We start from the raw sequence: 21,941 nt of genomic DNA on the forward strand, positions 1-21,941 counted from the left end.
TATGAGGCTCTGGCAGAAAATATCTCTGCTCACGGCAGCGATTCTTTTGATCTCCATGGTAGTTTACGGTGGGATCACAGTGTATGAGACATCAAATTATAACATCAGGCAGACATCAAGTGCAGCGTCACGACAGGTGCGTGCGACCGCTTATGCACTGGGACAGAGTCTTGAAAATGCAGCTACGGAGGAGATGAGCGACACCGCAAGGAAAGCTTATCTCCAGTTTTTGCTGCGCAGATACAGCAGCAGAGATTATATGCTGCTTCAGGACTGGAAGCTTGCAGCTAATACCACGAATTTCGAGCTGACCGGAAACCGGCTTGAACAGTTTGATTCTTATGAGCCGGTGGCAGCTTTTCAGCAGAAAACCGGCAGACATCTGATGATCGTCGGACAGAAGATCCCGCTTTCAGACAGTAAAAATACATCGTATCAGCTTCTGCTGGTGCGGGATATTTCGGAAATTTATAACAATGTGCTGACGCAGATCGGCATGTTCCTGATCATTTTGGGTGCAATCGTTGCGGTGGCGATCAATGCGGTGTTCTGGATGATACGAAGAATGTTAAAACCGCTGCGTGACTTAAGAGAGACAGCCGGTGCGATCAGCCAGGGACAGCTGGACCGCCGTGTACGTGTGCGTTCCAATGACGAGGTAGGGGCACTGAGCGTCTCTTTTAATCAGATGGCAGACCAGATAGAATGTCAGATGGAGGAGCTGGCACAGGTTTCTGAGCGAAGGAAACAGCTTCTTGGCAGTCTGGCACACGAGCTGAAAACGCCGATGACTTCCATTATCGGCTATTCGGATACGCTTCTGCATGTGAGGATCAACGAAGAACAGCAGAAAAAGGCACTGACGCACATCAACAATGAGTGTCGCCGTCTGGAGCGACTTTCTGGGAAGATGATGAATCTGCTGGAGCTTTACAACAACGAGACGATCCATATGGAGAAGCATCCGGTCAGCCAGCTGATCGGAAAAGTGGCGGAGCTTGAGAAGTATCATCTGAAAGAACAGGGGATCACACTGGAAACCAGGAGCGATGACACCGTTCTGCTCATGGACATGGATCTGATGGAGAGTCTTCTGGTGAATCTGATCGATAATGCCATGAAAGCTTCCAAAGAAGGTGATACCATTTATGTTGAAGCAGCCGGAATATGCATTCTGGTGGAAGACCACGGAAGAGGAATCCCGGCAGAAGAGATTCCGAAGATCACGGAGGCTTTTTATATGGTTGACAAATCCAGAAGCAAAAAAGCAGGTGGGATCGGGCTGGGGCTTGCACTTTGCACACAGATCGTGAAGATTCATGGTGCAAAGATGGAGATCAAAAGCAAACCGGGCGTCGGTACGCAGATCCTGGTGATCTTTTCGGAAGAACAGTAAGGAGAAAAAATGAAAAGGGCAAAAAAAAGAATCTTACGAAGGATCGTATGGATCGGAATGATCCTGATGGCTGCAGGATTTCTGACCGGTTGTATGGAAACATCGGAAGATGACTGTATTGTAAAGGAAAAAGAGACAGAGACCGGAGACAGTATCCGTTCTTATTCTTCCGGCACAGAGGCAGTGGAGAATGTCAGCGTAGCAGAACAGGTACAGGCAGCGAGTCCCTGTATGCTGAGTGTGGAAGAAGGTAAGATTCATGTGGATCTTCAGGCGAGTGTTTATCTCCCACAGGGAAACAGCATGAAGATCTACAAGGCAAAGACACGCTATTTCACACAGGAAGATATGAATGGCTGGATCCATATCCTGACGCAGGGACAGCCGCTGAAAAACGACAGCGGAGATACGATTCCCTGGCGGGCACAGCAGGAACTTACCGGAACGGTGAAGATGACAGATCCGTATGCCTCCTGGGCGGCGGCAGGCAAGAAAGTGTATCAGTTTGAAATGCAGAATCTGCTGGAAGACGGCTACAAAGAATCCGGTGTTTCACTCAGAAGGGAAGAATGTGAATATGTACCGTGGAGCAGGGATGACAGCTGGCAAATTCTGCATACAAAGGTTGGAAGAAAACGGATGAGAAAAGAAGCAGATGCTCTGCTTCAGACTCTGGGACTTGCAGAAGAGTTTCATTTTATGCAGTCACGGGCGGTTTACTGTACGGAAGATTCTGTGAATGAAAATACCGGGGAAGAAACGGAAACAGGCGATACCGGAGCCTCGGAGCAGAAAATGGGCTGGAGGTTTTACTATACAAGGCAGGTGGACGAAGCACGGATCAACCAGAGCACAGACCACAGCCTGTCAGGAGATATCCTGTTCGGACTGGGTGGCAATCTGGATATGGCTTCCCCGGAAAACGAGGGAGAGGGATACGACGGAACAGGATCAGGGACGGAAAACTGGAAACCGAGCCGGGAAGCCGAAAGCTTTTATATTACCTTTGATGATGAAGGTCTTGCAGAAGTGACCTGGATCAACCCATGTATCGTAGAAGAAAATGAGGGCGGAGGAGTTTTTCTGCTTCCGTTTTCAGATATTCTGCAGGTCTTTCAGAAATCGATCACCAAACAGTATATTCTCGAGATGCTCTCCGGCAACGGTCTGGAGGTTTCCGCGACCATTCAGACGATCCGGCTTGGATACCGCAGGATTGAAACCGAAGACAAAGACGGAAAAAAGAAAAAAGAGCAGATCATCCCGGTCTGGGATTTTATCGGTACTTACAGCAGTCCGCAGACGGAACAGCTGCTGGCAGATGCGGATGATCTCTGGGTGCAGTGTTACCTGAGACAGGAACGGACAGACAGTCTGCTTACGATCAATGCAAACGACGGAACCATCGTAGACTGGGGAAATGAATTATAATTACGGTTCAGATTGCCTTGAGGGGAAAACTCTGTTATACTCTTATTATCTAGGAAGTGAAAGAAGGAGAAATCGTATGCAAAAATATGGAGAAATCAAAGATCTTGTAAATGCTGTTCTGGAAAGTTATGATAAATATCCGGTCATTCAAAACATCGACTGCCGCAGCCGGATCAACAGTGAGAGTGTCAACGACCTTCTGGAAATGATTCGCAAGATCCTTTTTCCGGGCTATTTTGAGATAAAAAATCTTCGAAAAGATTCGATCGAATATCATGTCGGAGAACTTCTGGAAAACATAGAGTATAACCTGACCAAGCAGGTCATGATGGCACTGCCGCACAGCAGCAAGTACCGTGAGGCGGATAAAGAGACCTTGATGGAAAGTGCAAGAGAGATCACGCACCGTTTTCTGGAGAAGATCCCGAAGCTGCGTGATGTGCTGGCGACCGATGTCCAGGCAGGATACGAGGGCGATCCGGCTGCGTTTAATACCGATGAAGTCATCTTTTCTTATCCGGGTATGTATGCGATCACGGTCAACCGTATTGCACATGAACTCTATCTGCTCGGTGTGCCGCTGATCCCGCGTATGATGACCGAACATGCACACAGCCTGACCGGGATCGACATCCATCCGGGAGCATCGATCGGAGAATATTTTTTTATCGACCACGGTACCGGTGTTGTGGTCGGTGAGACCACGGTGATCGGAAAATATGTCAAGATTTATCAGGGTGTGACACTTGGTGCACTTTCCACCAGAGGAGGACAGAGCCTTCGCGGTGTGAAACGTCATCCGACCCTGGAAGACAACGTAACCGTATATTCCGGAGCATCGATCCTTGGCGGAGAGACCGTGATCGGCACCGGAGCGGTGATCGGAAGTAATGCATTTATTACATCTTCCGTACCGGCTCAGACGAGAGTCAGCATCAAAAATCCGGAACTGCAGTTTAAAGACCGCTCCAGAAAGGCATCTGAGCTTGGTCAGGAAGGATTCTTCAACCGCAAAGAAGAGGACTAAAGAAAAGGAGTAGTATCGTGAAGTTTTTTCATATAGCAGATACACACCTGGGAGCGATCCCGGATGCCGGTTTTGCGTGGAGTGAAGAACGCAGGAGCGAGATCTGGGAGAGCTTTCGCAGTGTTGTGGCAAAGGCAGATCGAGAGGAAGTGGATCTGCTGCTGATCGCAGGAGATCTGTTTCACAGACAGCCACTGATGCGCGAGCTCAAAGAAGTCAACTATCTGTTTTCCACGCTGAAAAAAACAAAAGTCGTGTTTATCATAGGAAACCATGATTACCTGAAAGTAGACTCGTACTATCTGGATTTTCCGTGGAGTGAGAATGTGACCTGCCTCCGGGGCAAGGAATGTGAAAGTGTCGTGTTTGAGGATCTGGATACGGAAGTGTATGGATTAAGTTACCATACAAGGGAGATCAAAGAGCCGAAATATAATAATCTGCAGCCGGAGAAAAAGGCCGGTTTTTCCATTCTGCTCGGGCACGGCGGAGATGCAAAGCATATTCCGATCGACCGCAAAAAGCTGCTTCTGTCGGGCTTTGACTATATTGCACTTGGACATATCCACAGACCGGAGATGATAGAGCCGGACCGTATGGCGTATGCCGGGGCGTTAGAGCCGATCGACCAGAATGATATCGGTCCTCATGGCTTCATTGAAGGGGAATATAACGAAGGCAAGCTGAGTATTTCGTTTGTGCCGTGGGCGTGCAGAGAGTATATCCCACTTGAGCTGGACACGAAAGAATGTCCGACCAACCTGGCATTTCAGGAGACAGTGCGGATGCGGATGGCAGCAAAGGGAATGCAGCATATTTATAAAGTGCTTCTGCAGGGATATCGTGATCCGGATATTGTATACGATCTGGATGCCTGCAGGAAGCTTGGAAATATCGTAAGCGTACAGGATGAGAGCGTTCCGGACTATGATTTTGAACGGCTTATGCGTGTCCATGCGGGCGATATTGCCGGAAGATACATCCAGACTCTGTATCATAAAGACATGAGTGATACAGAGAGAAAGGCATTGTATTACGGAATACATGCACTGCTGGAGATGAGAGGATAAAAGTACATGCGGATACTGGAATTAGAAATCATTAATTTTGGAAAATTCAACCACGAGACAGTCACATTTCATGATGGAATGAATCTGATCTATGGCGAGAATGAAATGGGAAAAACAACGCTTCATTCATTTATCCGCGGTATGTTTTTCGGGATTGAAAAGCAGAGAGGGCGGGCAGCCAGAAAAGATGAATACAGCATCAGGGAACCGTGGTTTCATGCAGGACAGTTTGCAGGTATCATGCGATTTGAGAGCGGCGGCAAAATCTTTCGTCTGGAGCGGAATTTTTACCGCAAGGAAAAGAGCGTCAGCCTGGTATGCGAGACAAACGGTGAAGTACTGTCCGTAGAAAAGGGCGATCTTCAGGTTCTGATGGAAGGCATGAATGAGGATGCTTTTCGCAATACCGTGTTTTTTAATCAGCAGTCGGCAGCGACGGACGAAGGTCTGGCAAGAGAACTGCGAAATTACATGACCAATCTGCAGAATTCCGGAGACGGTGAGATGAACGTCAGTGCGGCGATCAAGAGCCTGGAAAGCCAGAGACGGCATCTGGAATCCGAACAGAAGCGTCTGGATGCAGAACAGGCAGAAGAGCTGGAAAGCCAGCAGATGCGTCTGGAGTACGTGCGTCAGGAACTGCTGGAGCTGTCCGAAGAACAGAAACACTGTGAAGTCCAGATGGCACGCATCGCAAAAGAGCGGATCGCACTTCAGGCGAGACTGACAGAAAAAAAGAGAAGCCTGGAGAAAATGAAGCGGGAACTGGATATTCCGCTGGAAGAGAATGCCGGTAAAGATGAGATGGAGTCCTGGAAAATGCGAATGGAAGCAGGACAGGACAAACGCAGAATGCTGTGGCGTAACCAGGAGCTCTGGCTTTTAGGAGGCGGTGTGCTGGCACTGCTGGTTTGCATTCTTGTGCCGCATATCTGGATCAGTGCCCTTGTGCTTGCCGGATGGCTTGGGATTTCTGCTATTTTTGTATGGAAGATCTACCGCCGCCATCAGGAGGAGCAGGAGCGGCAGGAGCGTATCCAGAAACGGATGCAGGAGCGTATGAAAAAAGAGATCCAGGCCGAGCGGGAGCGTTCCGCAAAGCGTGAGAAGCTTCTGGAAGAAAAATACCATGAAGAAGATGAACTGGCTCAGCGTGAAAAAGAGCTGAACCTGGAATTTGAAAAGCAGATGTGGAATCAGGAACGCATCAGTGCGGAGAGCAAAGAAAAACAGGTTATTTTAAACAATCTGGAAGAGAGCCTCCAGGAATTGCAGGAAGAGAATGAGCAGAGCGGAAGTATCCAGGAAGAACTCGATGCGGTACGTCTGGCGATCATGACGATGAACCAGATCTCTGAGGATATTTACAAAGAATCTGCCGCACATCTGAATCAGAAAATCTCCGATATTTTAAGCCAGATCACAGAAGGACGTTATACCAGTGTATTTCTCGATGCAAACATGGAAGTACGTATCAATACGCCGAAAAAGCTGCTCTCCCTGGAACAGGTGAGCCGCGGCACGATGGAGCAGATCTACTTTGCACTGCGTATGGCGGTCGGTGAGATGTTCTGCCAGGATGAGACCATGCCGATCATACTGGACGATGCGTTTGTGATGTATGATGATAAGAGACTGAAACAGACACTGAAATGGCTCTATCACAGCGGAAGACAGGTGATATTGTTTACCTGCCATGGAAGAGAACAGAGGATTCTGGATGAGATAAAGCAGGAGAACTAAATTTTTGAATGTGCAAACGAACGAATTCCCCGAAGGCACGCACGGATATTTTTGTAAGTGTATGGAATGTATAAAAATGAGAGTATAGAAGTGTATAGAGTGCCGGACGAAAAAGGCAGAACCCGTGACACGCATCGTTTCCTGTTCGATTTGTGCCGTCTATGATCCGCCGTTCGCTGGAACTCGCAGCTACGCTGCTCAGACACCGCTCGGCGGCGGAAACTAGACACAAATCTTTTTACTTCACTCGGAAAAAGATAAAGACATAATTTTTATACAAACTGATCTAAAACGATATCATAGATAATGACCTGATGATTTGTGTTGTAATAACATAGATTATCAGGTTATTTTATATCAGATGTGCACAGAAGAATATGTCATGCGATGTATGATGTGCACCTTGCAGCAAGAAAGCCAGAAGCATTCTTGAACAAATATACAATAGAATTGTCCGACTTATTGTTGCAATTTTATAAAAATATTGGAAGTTGTTAGAAAAGTGTAAAATAAGAAGTTGCTTTCATTTATGGAGAAAAAGTAGTGCCCACATCTTGGTAGTATGAATCCTGTTTGCTCATGTGCAAATAAAATGCGTGATATTTGAGGTACATGTGGTATGTAAATAAGAACAGCCATAATGATTCGAAAACAAATCGTACTGACGATAGCAAGGCTTCCGTCGTGAGGTTTGCGATGTTTCCGCCCCCGAGCCGCTGTCTGAGCCTCGAAGAGGCGAGTTTAGGCGAAGGGCGGATAACACACGAGCGAACCGAACAGGAAACGAAGCGTGTCAGAAGATTGTTTTTGAACCATTATGGCGTTCTGTTTTCCAAAACTATTTCATTCTTAAATCACATCTGTTTGTGCAGGACAAACATTATGAATTGTGTTCTTTTAAGAATTTATTGATCCGGTCTAATGGGTTTAACAGACTGCTGATGGATGCATCATGATTCAGCGTATCAATGATGTAAGCGATATACTTGCTGAGGTCGCAGTTGATATAATATGGTTTCTGGAGCAGCTCCGGTGTCTGGTATACCAGGTTGGTTGTCAGAATGAAATCAAACATGCCGGCTTCATAAGCCTTGTCAAATTTCTCCATACCGTTTGTGAACAGACCAAACGTAGAGCAGATAAATACACGGTTTGCTTTGCGTTTTTTCAGTTCTGCAGCGACTTCCAGAACACTTCCGCCGGAAGAGATCATATCGTCGATCACGATCATATCTTTGCCTTTCACATCAGAACCCAGGAACTCATGTGCAACGATCGGATTTGTACCGTTTATGATGGTAGCATAATCACGACGTTTGTAGAACATACCCATGTCGGTTCCCAGAACGTTTGCCATGTAGATAGCACGTCCCATACCGCCTTCGTCCGGGCTGATGACCATCATGGTGTCTTTGTTCGGATGAAGATCCGGAACTGCACGGAACAGACCTTTGATAAACTGGTAAACCGGCTGAACCGTCTCAAAACCTTTCAGAGGGATTGCATTCTGCACACGCGGGTCGTGAGCATCAAAGGTAATGATATTGTCAACGCCCATGCGGACCAGTTCGTTCAGTGCCAGTGCACAGTCCAGAGATTCTCTTCCGGTACGTTTGTGCTGACGGCTCTCGTAAAGGAACGGCATGATGACATTGATACGTCTTGCTTTTCCGCCTACTGCTGCGATGATACGCTTCAGATCCTGAAAATGGTCATCCGGTGACATATGGTTTGTATATCCGCAGAGATTGTAGGTCATGCTGTAGTTACATACATCTACCAGAAGATAAAGATCTGCTCCGCGGACGGATTGACGGATCACGCCCTTTGCTTCACCTGAGCCAAATCTTGGCACTTCTGCGTTGATCAAATAAGAATCCCGTTCGTAACCCTGGAAAGAAAGGCTGTTCTTGTGTTCATGGTTCCGCTCCTGTCTCCATGAAACCAGGTAGTCATTGACTTTTTTGCCCAGCTCTTTATGGCTGTCCAGTGCGATCAGCCCCAGTGGTCCTACCGGGATGGTTTCTATACATCGTTCTTTTGTTGTCTGCATTTTGTTGTTGTCCTCCTACGCATACTTACTACATTTTAAATGAAAACCCAATCTTATACATACCTACTTTAACATAAAGTAAAGCAAAGTCAAGCCATTTTCAGCCCTGTTCACCAAGCTTTTTCATTAAGCGGATATCTTTGCCGATCAGTTTTCGCATTTTGAAATTACTGGAAATCCGCGAAAAGACACGCTCGGAATACAGATCCCGCAGAGATTCCAGAGAGAGATTGGTGGAAATGATCGTGGATTTCTTGTTCATCAGACGCTCATTAATACAAAGGAACAGCTGAGAAGCGACGAATGTATTCGTCATTTCCGTTCCGAGGTCGTCGATGATCAGCAGATCGCAGTCAAAAATGGCACTGTGCTGCTGCAAAACTTCATCTTCGGCATATTTTTTGCCGAACGTGGCCGTTGAGAGCACTTCAAACAGGTCAAAAGACGTAAAATAAATGACAGAATGTGCACTTTCAAGCAGTTCCTTGGCAATGCAGTGCGTCAGAAAGGTTTTGCCGACGCCTGTCGCACCGTAAAAGAGCAGATTGTCGTGTTCCATATCAAAATTCTGTACAAAGTGCAGGCATTCATCGACGATTTTCTGGATGTTCTCGCGGGCATTTCTGCCGGTCACGCGGTCTTTCATCGTTTCTGGATAATAATGGAAGCAGAAATGGTCAAAATTTTCCGCTTCCAGGATTGAAGTCAGGTTTGACTGGGTGTAAAGCAGGTTGATCGCTGCCTGGCGGAAACAGTGACATTTCTCATTTCCGATATAGCCGGTGTCTTTGCAGTCCGGGCAGGAATAATGCATTTCCAGAAAATCTTCCGGGAATCCGGCATTTTTCAGCAAAGCTTTGCGGTGGATACCGTATGCGGCAATCTCTGTTTTCAGGTCATCGATCGAAGCAGCCTCCCCTTCCAGAAGGCGGCGGGCACATTTCATGCTTAAAGAAGCGATTTCTCCATTGATCTGTGAAAGCTCCGGCAGTTCCTTTTCTGCAAGGGCGATGCGTGCCTCCTGATCCCGGCGGTTCTGAAGCTGTTTTTTGTTGTATTCGCGGATGATCGTATCGTATTGTGTGTTCGTCAGTGCCATGGCAGTCCTCCTACTGGTTCAGCAGCGATTCCAGATGATCAAAATCATAGTCACGCTGCGAGAAATTGTTGAATTTGCTTCCGGAAGTCACGGCAGGACGCTGTTTCGATGCCGCTTTTCCCGTCTTTTGATGTTTCTGGTCAAGTTCCCGGATTTCATTCAGATGGTGGATACCGCTTGCGTGCCAGCTTTCCAGGATTTTGTTGGCATACTGGAAACTCGGGTTCTGCGTCTGGGTCAGTGTGCGGCTGCACGCCTCCAGAATGATATCCGAAGTAAAATGCAGGTCATCAAACCAGTGGTCGATCATCTGCACTTCCGGTTTGCCGGGACCCCGGTCGCGGATGCCGAAAGCATTTAACACAGAATAATATTTCTGGCTGTACTGAGACTGGCGTTCCTTTGCCTGCCCGGCATTTGTGATGCCTTCCTCTGCCCATGCCAGAGCTACTTTATCTATGTAATGAAAACTTTTCGTTCCCCGTGAAATACAGTACTCGATCAGATATTCGATCAGCTCAAAATTAAAATGCAGCGAGTCATAATAATATAAAATAGAAGACATTTCAGTCGGCGAAAGACTGTGACCGAGGTAAGATTCTGCGATCAGCAGGAGTTGCTTGATATCCTGTTCTCCCTGAAGGGCAGCCATACGGTCTCTGGAAATCTTCAATTTTGGAGAAAGGACCTTTGCTTCCGTGGAATCATTCGGTTCGGAAGCCACTTTTTTTGTTGCATTTTTGGAAACGGGTGCCTTTGCAGATGCAGGGAGCACTCCGGAAGAGACAGAAGCAGCAGCCTGCTGCACGCTCTCCGGCTTTCGAACTTCCAGAAAGACCAGATCGCTGATGCTGCCGTCCTGGTCAAATGCCAGGTCGATCAGTCCCTGGTCTGCCCAGTACTGCAGGCCGCGGTAGATATCCCGCTCAGTATAATCAAAAAGTTCCGCAATGGATTCCAGAGGAATACTGCCATAGTCCGCCGCATGACGCAGCAGACAGAGATAGAGCTTGACGTATTCTCCGCCGGCCTGTGGCATATAGTAATCGATAAAATAGTTGGATACGGCAGTCATGTTGTTGGAAAACGGATGATGTAAACGTATATTTTTCATAAGGTAACTCCCCTCCTGTGGAGCAATTCGCAGGCATCGGTTGAGGAAAAAAGGCTTTTCCCCGACATTTCTGTCCACTAGTATAGCATAAAAGAGATGCATTGAGAATAAGGGAAATAAGGGCAGAAAAATCCACATGTTCTGCAAAAAAAGAATATGCAGAAACATGTGGATCAAAGGAATCAAGACCGGAAAAACGTGTGCAGATTTTATTCTCCGAGCAGTTTCTCACCGATCTTGACAACATCGCCGGCACCCATGGTGATCAGGACATCACCCGGCTTGCAGTTTTCGAGCAGACAGGTCTCAATCTTGTCGAAGGAGTCGAAATAATCCGCACAGCCGCCAAGAGCGTTCACTTTCTCTGCCAGCATGGATGAGCTGATGCCGAGGGTATCCGTCTCTCTGGCAGCATAGATATCAGCCAGAACGACATGGTCGGCAAGGGTCAGAGCTTTTGCAAAGTCATCCATCAGAGCTTTTGTCCTTGTATAAGTATGCGGCTGGAATACGCACCACAGCTTTTTGTGCGGATAGTTGTGTGCAGCGTGGAGTGTAGCTTCGATCTCAGTCGGATGGTGAGCGTAGTCATCGATAATCGTTACGCCGCCGATCTCGCCTTTTTTCTCGAAACGACGTTTGGTGCCGCCGAATTTCTCAAGACCGATACGGGTATGTTCCATGGAAACGCCCATCTGATCGGCCAGGGCGATGGAAGCCAGAGCATTGCTGACATTGTGGATACCAGGAACGTGCAGCACAAAATGACCGAGCAGGGTATCTCCTTTATAGCAGTCAAAGGACGGATGTGCGAATTCGTCAAACGTAATATTGGAAGCATAATAATCGCTGGAAGCGTCCATACCGTAGGTTACGATCTTGCAGGTCAGTCCTTCTGTCAGCTGATCCAGGTGTTCAATCTCACTGTTGACGATCAACGTGCCGTCGTCCGGCAGCAGCTGGGCAAATTTGCGGAAAGAATGGCGGATATCATCAAGATCCTTGAAGAAATCCAGATGATCCGCATCGATATTTAAGATCACGCTGATCTTCGGGAAGAAATGAAGAAAACTGTTCGTGTATTCACAGGCCTCGGTCAGAAACGTGTCATGGCCGCCGACACGGATATTGCCGCCGATCGCATCGAGGATACCGCCGACCGAGATGGTCGGGTCCATATCTGCTTCCAGGAAAATGTAGGAAGCCATGGAGGTGGTTGTCGTTTTGCCGTGCGTTCCGGAAATGGCAACCGGCGTTTTGAAGTTGTGCATCATCTGGCCGAGCAGTTCGGCACGGGAGAGCATCGGGATCTGTTTTGCTACCGCAGCGGCATATTCCGGATTGTCCGGGTGGATGGCGGCTGTGTAGACCACCAGATCCGGTGTGTCATCCAGGTTGGAAGCACGCTGACCGTAGTAGAGAATGGCTCCTTCGGCTTCCAGCTGCTTTGTGAGCTCGGATTCGTGGGCATCGGAGCCGGATACTTTGAAATGCTGCTTCAATAATATAGAAGCAAGCCCGCTCATGCTGATGCCGCCGATGCCGATGAAATGTATATGCATTGGTTTCTTGAAATCTATCTGATACATAGTTGTAGTCTCCTTTGTTGTTAAAGTCTGATTTTAGTATAAACTTTTTTTTGGAAAAAAGAAAGAGCTTATTGGAAATCCGGCATAACTTTTACCGTGTTTTTAGGCAGATAATTCAAAGAGTTTTCGCAGAAAAATCGACATAATGCAATTATAATAAAAAACAGGAAAATTTTTTCAAAAATTTGTAAAAAATGTTCACTATTTAAGAAACCTGTGATATAATAAAAAATACAACATAGATGATGCATTTCAGGCATCATGGGAACGGGAAAATGGTTCCTGATGTGAAAATAATATTAAGAGGTGATAGCGTGATTAAAAAAGAAATGATAGCCATGCTGCTTGCCGGAGGACAGGGAAGCCGTCTCGGTGTCCTGACTTCAAAAGTGGCAAAGCCGGCGGTAGCATTCGGCGGCAAATATCGTATTATTGATTTTCCGTTGAGTAACTGTATCAATTCCGGTGTGGACACAGTCGGAGTCCTGACACAGTATCAGCCGCTGAGACTGAACACTCATATCGGGATCGGTATTCCGTGGGATCTTGACCGCAATGTCGGCGGCGTTACCGTACTTCCGCCTTATGAAAAGAGTTCAAAGACAGAATGGTACACAGGTACAGCAAATGCCATTTACCAGAACTTGAATTATATGGAAACTTACAATCCGGAGTATGTCCTGATCCTGTCAGGTGACCATATTTATAAGATGGACTACGAAGTAATGCTTGATTTCCATAAAGCAACCAACGCAGATGTAACGATTGCGGTTATGCCTGTTCCTATGGAAGAAGCAAGCCGTTTTGGTATCGTTGTCACAGACGAAAACAACGTCATTACAGATTTCCAGGAAAAACCGGCAGAGCCAAAGAGCAATCTTGCATCCATGGGTATCTATATTTTCTCATGGAAAGCATTGAGAGAATCTTTGATCGCACTGAAAGACCAGAGCAACTGTGACTTCGGCAAGCACATCATCCCATGGCTCAAAGAGCGTGGAGACCGCATGGCTGCCTACGAGTTCAACGGTTACTGGAAAGACGTCGGAACACTTGGTTCTTACTGGGAAGCAAATATGGAACTGATTGATATCATTCCGGAGTTCAATCTTTACGAAGAGTTTTGGAAGATTTATACATCCAGCGAGATCATTGCACCGCAGTATATTTCAGCAGATGCAAAAGTGGATAAATGTATCGTCGGAGACGGTACCGAGATTTACGGTGAAGTACATAATTCTGTGATCGGACCTGGCGTTACGATCAAAAAAGGTGCGGTTGTGCGTGATTCTATTATTATGCGAGGCACGACGATCGGCGAGAACGTAACGGTAGACCGAAGCATTATCGCAGAAGGTGTTACGGTTGGCAATGACGTAGAGATCGGTATCGGAGAAGAAGCACCGAACAAGTTCAAACCTGCTGTATATGCCTTCGGACTGGCTGTTATCGGTGAGAAATCCGTCATCCCTGCCGGTGTTAAGATAGGAAAGAATACAGCGATTTCAGGAATTACCACAGCAGAAGATTATCCAAATGGTATTTTGGAGAGCGGTGAATCTATTATAAAGGAAGGTGATATGGCATGAGAGCAGTAGGTATTATTTTAGCAGGCGGAAATAACCACCGGATGAGAGAGTTATCCCAGAAGCGTGCGATTGCTGCCATGCCGATCGCGGGTGGTTTCCGTGCAATCGACTTTGCACTGAGCAACATGACGAATTCTTCCATCCAGAAAGTTGCAGTGCTGACACAGTACAATGCAAGATCCTTAAACGAGCATCTGAGTTCTTCCAAATGGTGGGATTTCGGACGTAAACAGGGAGGTCTGTTTGTATTTACACCGACCACAACTGCAGACAACAGTTTCTGGTACCGCGGTACGGCAGATGCGATCGCACAGAATCTGGATTTCCTGAAGAAATGTCATGAGCCGTATGTGATCATTGCTTCCGGTGATGGTGTATACAAGCTGGATTACAACAAAGTGCTGGAATATCATATCGAGAAAAAAGCAGATATCACCGTGGTATGTAAAGACCTTCCAAGAGGAGAAGACGCAACAAGATTCGGTGTTATCAAAATGAATGAAGACAGCCGGATCGAAGAATTCGAAGAGAAACCGATGGTAAGCAATTCCAACTGCATTTCTACTGGTATCTATGTGATTCGAAGAAGACAGCTGATCGAGCTGATCGAGCGGTGTGCACTGGAAGACCGCCACGATTTTGTAAAAGACATCCTGATCCGTTACAAAAATCTGAAACGTATCTATGGATATAAGATCAAAGATTACTGGAGCAATATTGCATCTGTAGACTCTTATTATAAAACAAATATGGATTTCCTGAAACCGGAAGTACGTGATTATTTCTTCCATCAGTATCCGAATATTTATTCAAAAGTAGATGACAATCCGCCGGCAAAATACAACCCGGGTTGTGAAGTGAAAAACAGCCTTGTTTCAAACGGCTGTATTATCAATGGTTATGTGGAGAATTCTGTTCTGTTTAAGAAAGTTTTCGTCGGAGAAAACTGCGTGATCAAGAATTCGATTATTTTGAACGATGTCTATCTTGGAGACAACACACACATCGAGAACTGTATCGTAGAGAGCCGTGATACGATCCGTGCCAATTCTTACCATGTCGGCGAGGACGGCGTCAAGATCGTGATCGAGAAAAACGAGAGATATGTGCTGTAAGGTATTCTTTAGTTTAGCAAAAACAGGTGTGGGGACCGGATATCCGGTTTAAACACGATATAATAAAATGGGGACGAAAAGTGCTTTTATCCGATAGCTGATACCGGATGGAAGCATTTTTTTCACAATTATATCACAATTCTTGCGTAAACTCGAAAAAAATAAAAGATGCAAAAATGACGAAAACAGGGGGAACAGGGAAAAATCTGAAATCAGGAAAGGGGAGCATATCCGTGAACAAAAATGTCATATTATTGATCGAAGATGAAGAAAAAATATCCAGGACACTTGCAGAATATCTGGAGTTGAACGGATACCGTGTGCTGCGGGCACTGAACGGACTGGAAGGGCTGTCGATGTTTTATGACCATATGCATGAAGTGGATCTGATCCTGCTGGATATCATGCTGCCGGGTATGGATGGCAGTGAGATCCTCAAGGAGATCCGCAAAAAATCCAATACACCGGTGATCATGGTGACAGCAAGGGACTCGATCCACGATCAGCTTCTGAACTTTGCAAACGGGGCGGATGATTATATCACGAAACCTTATGCACTGGCGATCGTCAAGGTTCATATTGAGGCAATCCTGAAACGTGCCGGAAAACAGAAAGAGAGGGTGGAAGTCGGACACATCGCGGTGGAGCCGGATACCTGGAGAGTGTATGTGGATGAAAAGGCGATCGAGACAACACCGAAAGAGTATGAACTTTTAAGTTATCTGATCAAGAATAAAAATGTCGTTATGACAAGGGACAGCATCCTGGAATCGGTATGGGGATATGATTACAGCGGAGATACGCGTACGGTGGATACTCTGGTAAAACAGCTTCGCAGGAAGATTGCACCGTATGGAAGTTATATACGTTCGGTGTATGGTGTCGGTTATATATTTGAAGGAGAGGAAAATGAAACAGCAGAAGCTTAGGGCAAGTATGCTATTGATGGAGCTGATGTTTCTTCTGATCGTGGTCGGAGGAAGTGTGCTTCTTTATAATATGTTTGCATCGGCTTATTACCGGCATCAGAAGAGCCGGGTGATCGAAAAAGCATACGAAGAAGTAAAACGCATGGATCTGTCAGGGATCGGCGATGAAGAGATGGAAACATTCAAAAGCTATGAAGGGCAGAATCTGACATTTACCATAGCAAATAAAGAGATGGATCCGGTTTATACAACCGGATCTTCACAGGATAATTTATATCAGGAAGAAAGACAGGTGCACCGCAATATTGTTGTATACCGCAAATTTTTCGAAAAAGATCCAAAAGTACAGTTCTGGAATGCAAGAGGAAAAGAAACGTTATGGTTATTTGGAAGGCTGAAACAGGGCGATGAGCGTTATTATGTGTGTGTGAAAGAAAATGTACAGAAAGTCTACAGTGCCCTGTTCTATACCGAAAAATTTTTGCTGTTCGTGGTTGTTTTTTCCCTTCTGAGCGGTTGTGCATTTATGTACTGGCAGTCGCGAAGGATTGCAAAGCCAATCGAAGAACTTTCCGGTGTTTCGCAGAAACTGACTGAGCGTGATTTTTCCGTGCGGGCAAAAAATTACGGAACGTATCAGGAGATCAGTGTTCTGGCACATAATTTCAATATGATGGCAGATGAGATGCAGGATTATATCCAGAAACTGGAAAGCAGCAAGGATGCACTGGAGCGTTTCAATAAAATGCGGAACGATTTCACGGCAAATATCACACATGAGCTGAAGACACCGCTGGCGGTCATTTCAGGACAGATCGAGCTTTTGCAGGCGATGGGAGATAAGGTGGATCAGGATTATTATTTCTCGTCGATCCGTGAAGAAGTGCAGAAGATGAGTGATATGGTTGGGAATCTGCTGAATATTTCTTCTATGGAGCATGAACTGGAAAATGTGGAGAAGCAACGTCTGAATTTATCAGAAACAGTAGAATATATGATGCTGAAATACGATGCACTGTTTCACAAAAAGAATCTGAAGATCGCAAGCGAGATCGAAAAGGACTGCAGGATCCTCGGAAACCGTGAATACATTGAGCAGGCAGCGGGAAACTATATCATGAATGCTTTTGCACATTGCGGCGAGGGAAGGCACATGAAAATTTCTCTGGCAAAGAAAGACGGAAAAGCGGTTTTTGGTGTTTACAACGACAGTGAACCGCTCACAGACGAAGAGAAAAGAAAAATCTGGGAAAAATATTACCAGGGAGAAGAACAGGCAGGGCACAGCGGACTCGGACTTCATATTGTAAAGACTGTGATCACGATGCAGGGCGGAGAATATGGTGTGGAGAATGAGAAAACAGGGGTAAGGTTCTGGTTTTCCTTCCCACTTGTGTAAAAAATGTGAAATCCGAAGACAGACTTGAAAAAAGAGCAGATTTAGAGTATGATGTGCTGGTAAAAAGAAAAGAAAAAAACAGGTAAAAAGCCCGGCTTTTGAAAGTGGGATACCCCCCACAGGAAAAGGCGGGCAAAATTGTCGTTGGAGGTAAGGATATGTATATAATCGCAGGACTTGGAAATCCTGGCAAACAGTATGCACAGACCAGACATAATGTCGGGTTTGACACGATAGATATATTAGCAGACAAGTATAATATCAGCGTGGATACAAAAAAACACAAAGCACTCTGCGGAAAAGGCATGATCGAAGGTCAGAAAGTGGTGCTTGCCAAACCGCAGACTTTTATGAACTTGAGCGGCGAGAGTGTGCGGGAACTGGTTGATTTCTATAAGATCGATCCGGAAGAAGAACTGATCGTCATTTACGATGACATCAGCCTGGAGCCGGGACAGCTTCGCATCCGTCCAAAAGGAAGTGCCGGCGGCCACAATGGCATCAAAAACATCATCGCACATCTTGGCACCCAGGTTTTTAAACGGGTGAAGGTCGGAGTCGGTGAGAAACCAAAAGGATATGATCTGGCAGACTATGTGCTGAGTCGTTTTCCAAAGGATGAAAGAGTGCTGATGGAGGAAGCCTTTGAGCGGGCAGGAGAAGCAGCCGTCTGCATGATGAATGACACCATGGAACATGCGATGAACCAGTTTAACAAGAAGACGGAAAAATAGACAGAGGCTTGAATGGGAGGTAGCAGACGGATGAGAGCTTTTACAGAACCGCTTCAGGAGCTTGAAGAATTTCAGAAAATACAGCAGGCACTGAAAAAGCAGTCAATCCAGGTGACAGGATGTATCGATGCCCAGAAAGCACACTTTATCTATGCAGCAGGGGCGGCAAAAAAGAAACTGATCGTCACATACAGTGAACTGCGTGCAAAAGAACTGTGTGAAAATTATCGCCTGTTTGATAAAAATGTGCTGTTTTACCCGGCAAAAGATCTGATCTTTTACAGTGCCGATGTGCAGAGCAATCTTCTGGTACAGCAGCGGATCCGTGTACTGCAGAAACTGATGGAAGAAGAGGAAGTGACCATCGTCACGACCATGGGCGGTATCATGGATCATCTTCTGCCGCCGGAAGTTTTTCAAAAGCAGGTCGAGACGGTAGAGAGCGATTCGGAATTTGACATGGAGCTCTGGAAAAAGAAACTGACAGCCATGGGCTACGAGCGGGTGGGACAGGTCGAAGGAAGCGGGCAGTTTGCCGTGCGAGGCGGTATTCTCGACATTTTTCCGCTGACCGAAGAAAATCCGGTCCGCATCGAGCTGTGGGGCGATGAAATTGACTCCATCCGCAGTTTTGATGTGGAAAGCCAGCGTTCCATTGAAAATCTGGACCGAATCCGCATTTATCCGGCGGGCGAATTTATTGCTGATGACGGGCGGATCAAAAAAGGGCTTGCGGTGCTGGAAAAAGAGGCGAAAAGGCTTGCAGATCAGTTCTTTCAGGAACGGAAAACAGAAGAATCGGCACGCCTGAAAGCTTTTGCAGAAGAGGTAAAACAGAGTCTGACGCAGTGGAAGCAGATGTCTGTGCTCGATGGTCTGGCTCCTTATTTTTATGACCGGATGGTTTCGTTTGCGGAATATTTTCCGAAAGAGGCACTGGTGGTGTTAGATGAACCGAACCGCCTCTGGGAGGAAGCACAGGCGATCGAAAAGGAGTTCCGGGAGAGCATGACAAACCGACTGGAAAAAGGGTATGTGCTGCCGGGACAGATGAACCTGCTCTGTGAGAGCCAGATGGCATCCGAAAAATTGCAGAAACATCGCTGCATGGGGCTGTGTATGCTGGAGGCGGCAGGACCACAGTGGCATTTTGCGGAGCATTTCAGCATCGATGTACGCAGTGTCAACACCTACAACAACAGCTTTGAACTTCTGGTGAAGGATCTGCAGCAGTGGAAGAAAAAGGGAGAACGCGTGATCCTGCTGTGTGCATCCAGAACCAGGGCGAAACGTCTGGCAGAGGACCTTCGTGATCATGAACTGCGGGCATTTTATTCGGAAGATGCCGACCGCATCGTACAGCGAGGCGAGATCATGCTGCTTTACGGAAGTGCCCACCGCGGGTATGAATATCCGCTGATCAAGTTCCTGGTGATCTCGGAGAGCGATATTTTCGGCAAAGAAAAGAAAAAACGCAAAAAGATCAGACATTACGAAGGTAAGACGATCCACAGTTTTTCAGAGCTTTCTGTTGGCGATTACGTGGTGCATGAAAACCACGGACTTGGCATTTACCGCGGGATTGAAAAAATAGAAGTCGATAAAGTCACAAAAGATTACATGAAGGTGGAGTATGCCGGCGGAAGCAACCTTTATGTGCCGGCAACGCAGCTCGATGTCATCCAGAAATATGCAGATTCGCAGGCAAAACGCCCGAAACTGAACAAACTGGGGACGCAGGAGTGGGGGCGTACCAAGACAAAAGTACGCAGTGCGGTCAAAAACATCGCAAAAGATCTGGTGCAGCTCTATGCGGCGAGACAGCGGGAAGAGGGATTCTGCTATGGAGAGGACACGATCTGGCAGAAAGAGTTCGAAGAGACGTTTCCGTTTGATGAGACGGACGATCAGCTGGAGGCGATCGAAGCGGTGAAACACGATATGGAGAGCAGTAAGATCATGGATCGCCTGATCTGCGGCGATGTCGGATATGGCAAGACGGAAGTGGCGATCCGTGCGGCGTTCAAGGCGGCACAGGAGAGCAAACAGGTGGTATTTCTGGTGCCGACGACCATCCTTGCCCAGCAGCATTATAATAATTTCGTCCAGAGGATGAAAGATTATCCGGTGCGTGTGGATCTGCTCTGCCGTTTCCGCACGGCAGCAGAACAGAAAAAAACGCTGGAAGACCTCAAAAAAGGACTGGTTGACATTGTGATCGGCACGCATCGGGTGCTCTCAAAAGATGTGCAGTTCAAAGATCTCGGTCTTCTGATCATCGACGAGGAGCAGCGTTTCGGTGTCACGCACAAAGAAAAGATCAAAAAGCTGCGGGAAAACATCGATGTACTGACCCTGACGGCAACGCCGATACCACGGACGCTGCATATGAGCCTGGTTGGGATCCGCGATATGAGCGTTCTGGAGGAAGCACCGATGGAGCGTGTGCCGATCCAGACATATGTCATGGAATACAACGAAGAGATGGTGCGGGAAGCGATCAGCCGGGAACTGGCACGGGGCGGACAGGTCTACTATGTCTATAATCGTGTCAACACGATCGTAGAGACGGCAAATAAGATTGCATCGCTTGTGCCGGAGGCCAGAGTGGCATTTGCACATGGGCAGATGAAAGAGCGTGAACTGGAAAAGATCATGTATGACTTTATCAATGGTGAGATTGATGTGCTGGTATCCACGACGATCATAGAGACCGGACTGGATATTTCCAATGTCAACACGATGATCATCCATGACGCGGACAATCTTGGCCTGTCGCAGCTTTATCAGCTCCGCGGGCGTGTCGGACGTTCGAACCGGACGGCGTATGCCTTTCTGATGTACCGCAGAAACAAAATGCTGCGGGAAGTGGCGGAAAAACGTCTCCATGCGATCCGGGAATTTACCGATCTTGGCAGTGGCTTCAAGATCGCCATGCGTGATCTTGAGATCCGTGGTGCCGGCAATCTCCTCGGGGCAGAGCAGCACGGCCATATGGAGGCAGTCGGCTACGATCTTTACTGCAAAATGCTCAACGAGTCCGTAAAAGAACTCAAAGGTGAGACGCAGCCGGAAGAAGAATTTGATACCGTCATCGATCTGGATATTGATGCTTTTATCCCGGAACGTTATATTAAGAATGAATTCCAGAAGCTGGATGTCTATAAACGCATCGCCACGATCGAGAGCGAAGAAGAATACGATGATATGCTCGAAGAACTGATGGATCGTTTCGGAGAGCCGCCAAAAGCGGTGCAGAACCTGCTTGCTGTGGCAAATTTAAAAGCGATGGCACACCGGGCATGGCTGACCGAGATCGCACAGAAAGGCGACCAGATCCGCTTTACCATGTTTGAGCGGGCAAAGGCAGATCCGGCAGGGATCGAGCTTCTGGTAAAAGAGAGCAAAGGGAAAATGAAATTTGTCATAGATACCAATCCTTACTTTATTTATATGAAGCCGCGTAAAAACGGAAAAGATAATGAGGATGTGCTGACACTGGTACGCAGCCTGACGGAAAAGATGATAAAAAATCTGGCATGTGATGTATGATAAGCTCCTTGAAATAAGAATGTCAGGAATGTTTTAGAATATCGGATGGCAATTGACGTACCGGGTGAAAAAGGATATAATAGCAGACAGTATGGTGCCTG

Annotated in this window: 15 protein-coding genes; 11 read left to right on the plus strand and 4 right to left on the minus strand. The window is 46.8% G+C overall.

Going from position 1 to position 21,941, the window contains the following annotated elements; all coding sequences use genetic code 11:
- Position 1: 1 nt before the first annotated feature.
- From ACLTL4_RS00090 to ACLTL4_RS00110, 5 genes are all read left to right on the plus strand, one after another.
- Entirely contained in the window at positions 2 to 1,396 is a 1,395-nt protein-coding gene (locus tag ACLTL4_RS00090) for an ATP-binding protein (RefSeq protein ID WP_412320124.1), read from the plus strand.
- Positions 1,397 to 1,405: 9 nt separating this feature from the next.
- Positions 1,406 to 2,827, plus strand: a complete 1,422-nt coding sequence (locus tag ACLTL4_RS00095; protein ID WP_412320125.1) for a DUF6034 family protein — start codon at positions 1,406 to 1,408, stop codon at positions 2,825 to 2,827.
- 76 nt (positions 2,828 to 2,903) lie between these two features.
- A complete protein-coding gene (locus ACLTL4_RS00100; protein ID WP_022119512.1) occupies positions 2,904 to 3,854 on the plus strand; it encodes a serine O-acetyltransferase in 951 nt (316 codons plus the stop codon).
- Positions 3,855 to 3,871: 17 nt separating this feature from the next.
- Complete coding sequence (locus ACLTL4_RS00105; protein ID WP_412320126.1) at positions 3,872 to 4,924, plus strand: metallophosphoesterase family protein; 1,053 nt, start codon at positions 3,872 to 3,874, stop codon at positions 4,922 to 4,924.
- Positions 4,925 to 4,930: 6 nt separating this feature from the next.
- Positions 4,931 to 6,667, plus strand: coding sequence for an ATP-binding protein (locus ACLTL4_RS00110; RefSeq protein ID WP_173866570.1), 1,737 nt, complete (start codon positions 4,931 to 4,933; stop codon positions 6,665 to 6,667).
- Between the two features lie 880 nt (positions 6,668 to 7,547).
- Here ACLTL4_RS00110 and ACLTL4_RS00115 read toward each other — a convergent pair.
- From ACLTL4_RS00115 to murC, 4 genes are all read right to left on the minus strand, one after another.
- On the minus strand, positions 7,548 to 8,720 hold the full coding sequence (locus ACLTL4_RS00115) for a ribose-phosphate pyrophosphokinase (RefSeq protein ID WP_022119515.1): 1,173 nt from the start codon (positions 8,718 to 8,720) through the stop codon (positions 7,548 to 7,550).
- Positions 8,721 to 8,820: 100 nt separating this feature from the next.
- On the minus strand, positions 8,821 to 9,819 hold the full coding sequence (locus ACLTL4_RS00120) for an ATP-binding protein (protein WP_147631909.1): 999 nt from the start codon (positions 9,817 to 9,819) through the stop codon (positions 8,821 to 8,823).
- A 10-nt stretch (positions 9,820 to 9,829) separates the two neighbouring features.
- Positions 9,830 to 10,933, minus strand: coding sequence for a DnaD domain protein (locus ACLTL4_RS00125; RefSeq protein ID WP_173895241.1), 1,104 nt, complete (start codon positions 10,931 to 10,933; stop codon positions 9,830 to 9,832).
- A 209-nt stretch (positions 10,934 to 11,142) separates the two neighbouring features.
- Complete coding sequence (gene murC, locus ACLTL4_RS00130; protein WP_173895242.1) at positions 11,143 to 12,522, minus strand: UDP-N-acetylmuramate--L-alanine ligase; 1,380 nt, start codon at positions 12,520 to 12,522, stop codon at positions 11,143 to 11,145.
- 314 nt (positions 12,523 to 12,836) lie between these two features.
- Between murC and ACLTL4_RS00135 the strand changes: the two genes are divergently transcribed.
- The 6 genes from ACLTL4_RS00135 (at position 12,837) to mfd (ending at position 21,840) form a co-directional block, all read left to right on the plus strand.
- Positions 12,837 to 14,111 carry a glucose-1-phosphate adenylyltransferase gene (locus tag ACLTL4_RS00135; protein ID WP_022119518.1) on the plus strand — a complete coding sequence of 425 codons (1,275 nt, stop codon included), beginning with the start codon at positions 12,837 to 12,839 and terminating at the stop codon, positions 14,109 to 14,111.
- Complete coding sequence (gene glgD / locus ACLTL4_RS00140; protein WP_173866566.1) at positions 14,108 to 15,226, plus strand: glucose-1-phosphate adenylyltransferase subunit GlgD; 1,119 nt, start codon at positions 14,108 to 14,110, stop codon at positions 15,224 to 15,226. The genes ACLTL4_RS00135 and glgD overlap by 4 nt, the downstream gene beginning before the upstream one ends.
- Positions 15,227 to 15,459: 233 nt before the next feature.
- Positions 15,460 to 16,155: a response regulator transcription factor gene (locus ACLTL4_RS00145; RefSeq protein ID WP_412320128.1), complete on the plus strand. Its 696-nt coding sequence runs from the start codon at positions 15,460 to 15,462 to the stop codon at positions 16,153 to 16,155.
- Complete coding sequence (locus tag ACLTL4_RS00150; protein WP_412320129.1) at positions 16,136 to 17,554, plus strand: sensor histidine kinase; 1,419 nt, start codon at positions 16,136 to 16,138, stop codon at positions 17,552 to 17,554. The genes ACLTL4_RS00145 and ACLTL4_RS00150 overlap by 20 nt, the downstream gene beginning before the upstream one ends.
- A gap of 158 nt (positions 17,555 to 17,712) precedes the next feature.
- Positions 17,713 to 18,288, plus strand: a complete 576-nt coding sequence (gene pth / locus ACLTL4_RS00155) for an aminoacyl-tRNA hydrolase (RefSeq protein WP_022119523.1) — start codon at positions 17,713 to 17,715, stop codon at positions 18,286 to 18,288.
- Between the two features lie 30 nt (positions 18,289 to 18,318).
- Positions 18,319 to 21,840 (plus strand): transcription-repair coupling factor, encoded by a 3,522-nt coding sequence (gene mfd / locus ACLTL4_RS00160; protein WP_173866563.1) that lies wholly within the window; start codon positions 18,319 to 18,321, stop codon positions 21,838 to 21,840.
- Positions 21,841 to 21,941 lie beyond the last annotated feature (101 nt).

The sequence above is a fragment of the Hominisplanchenecus sp. genome, assembly GCF_046967715.1.
In the GTDB taxonomy this organism is placed as follows: Bacteria; Bacillota; Clostridia; order Lachnospirales; family Lachnospiraceae; genus Hominisplanchenecus; species Hominisplanchenecus faecis.

Excerpts from the sequence above, each read along its gene's own strand:
- ACLTL4_RS00090 (WP_412320124.1), top strand. The coding sequence starts at position 2 with ATGAGGCTCTGGCAGAAAATATCTCTGCTCACGGCAGCGATTCTTTTG.
- ACLTL4_RS00095 (WP_412320125.1), top strand. The coding sequence starts at position 1,406 with ATGAAAAGGGCAAAAAAAAGAATCTTACGAAGGATCGTATGGATCGGA.
- ACLTL4_RS00100 (WP_022119512.1), top strand. The coding sequence starts at position 2,904 with ATGCAAAAATATGGAGAAATCAAAGATCTTGTAAATGCTGTTCTGGAA.
- ACLTL4_RS00110 (WP_173866570.1), top strand. The coding sequence starts at position 4,931 with ATGCGGATACTGGAATTAGAAATCATTAATTTTGGAAAATTCAACCAC.
- ACLTL4_RS00115 (WP_022119515.1), bottom strand. The coding sequence starts at position 8,720 with ATGCAGACAACAAAAGAACGATGTATAGAAACCATCCCGGTAGGACCA.
- ACLTL4_RS00120 (WP_147631909.1), bottom strand. The coding sequence starts at position 9,819 with ATGGCACTGACGAACACACAATACGATACGATCATCCGCGAATACAAC.
- ACLTL4_RS00125 (WP_173895241.1), bottom strand. The coding sequence starts at position 10,933 with ATGAAAAATATACGTTTACATCATCCGTTTTCCAACAACATGACTGCC.
- murC (WP_173895242.1), bottom strand. The coding sequence starts at position 12,522 with ATGTATCAGATAGATTTCAAGAAACCAATGCATATACATTTCATCGGC.
- glgD (WP_173866566.1), top strand. The coding sequence starts at position 14,108 with ATGAGAGCAGTAGGTATTATTTTAGCAGGCGGAAATAACCACCGGATG.
- ACLTL4_RS00150 (WP_412320129.1), top strand. The coding sequence starts at position 16,136 with ATGAAACAGCAGAAGCTTAGGGCAAGTATGCTATTGATGGAGCTGATG.
- pth (WP_022119523.1), top strand. The coding sequence starts at position 17,713 with ATGTATATAATCGCAGGACTTGGAAATCCTGGCAAACAGTATGCACAG.
- mfd (WP_173866563.1), top strand. The coding sequence starts at position 18,319 with ATGAGAGCTTTTACAGAACCGCTTCAGGAGCTTGAAGAATTTCAGAAA.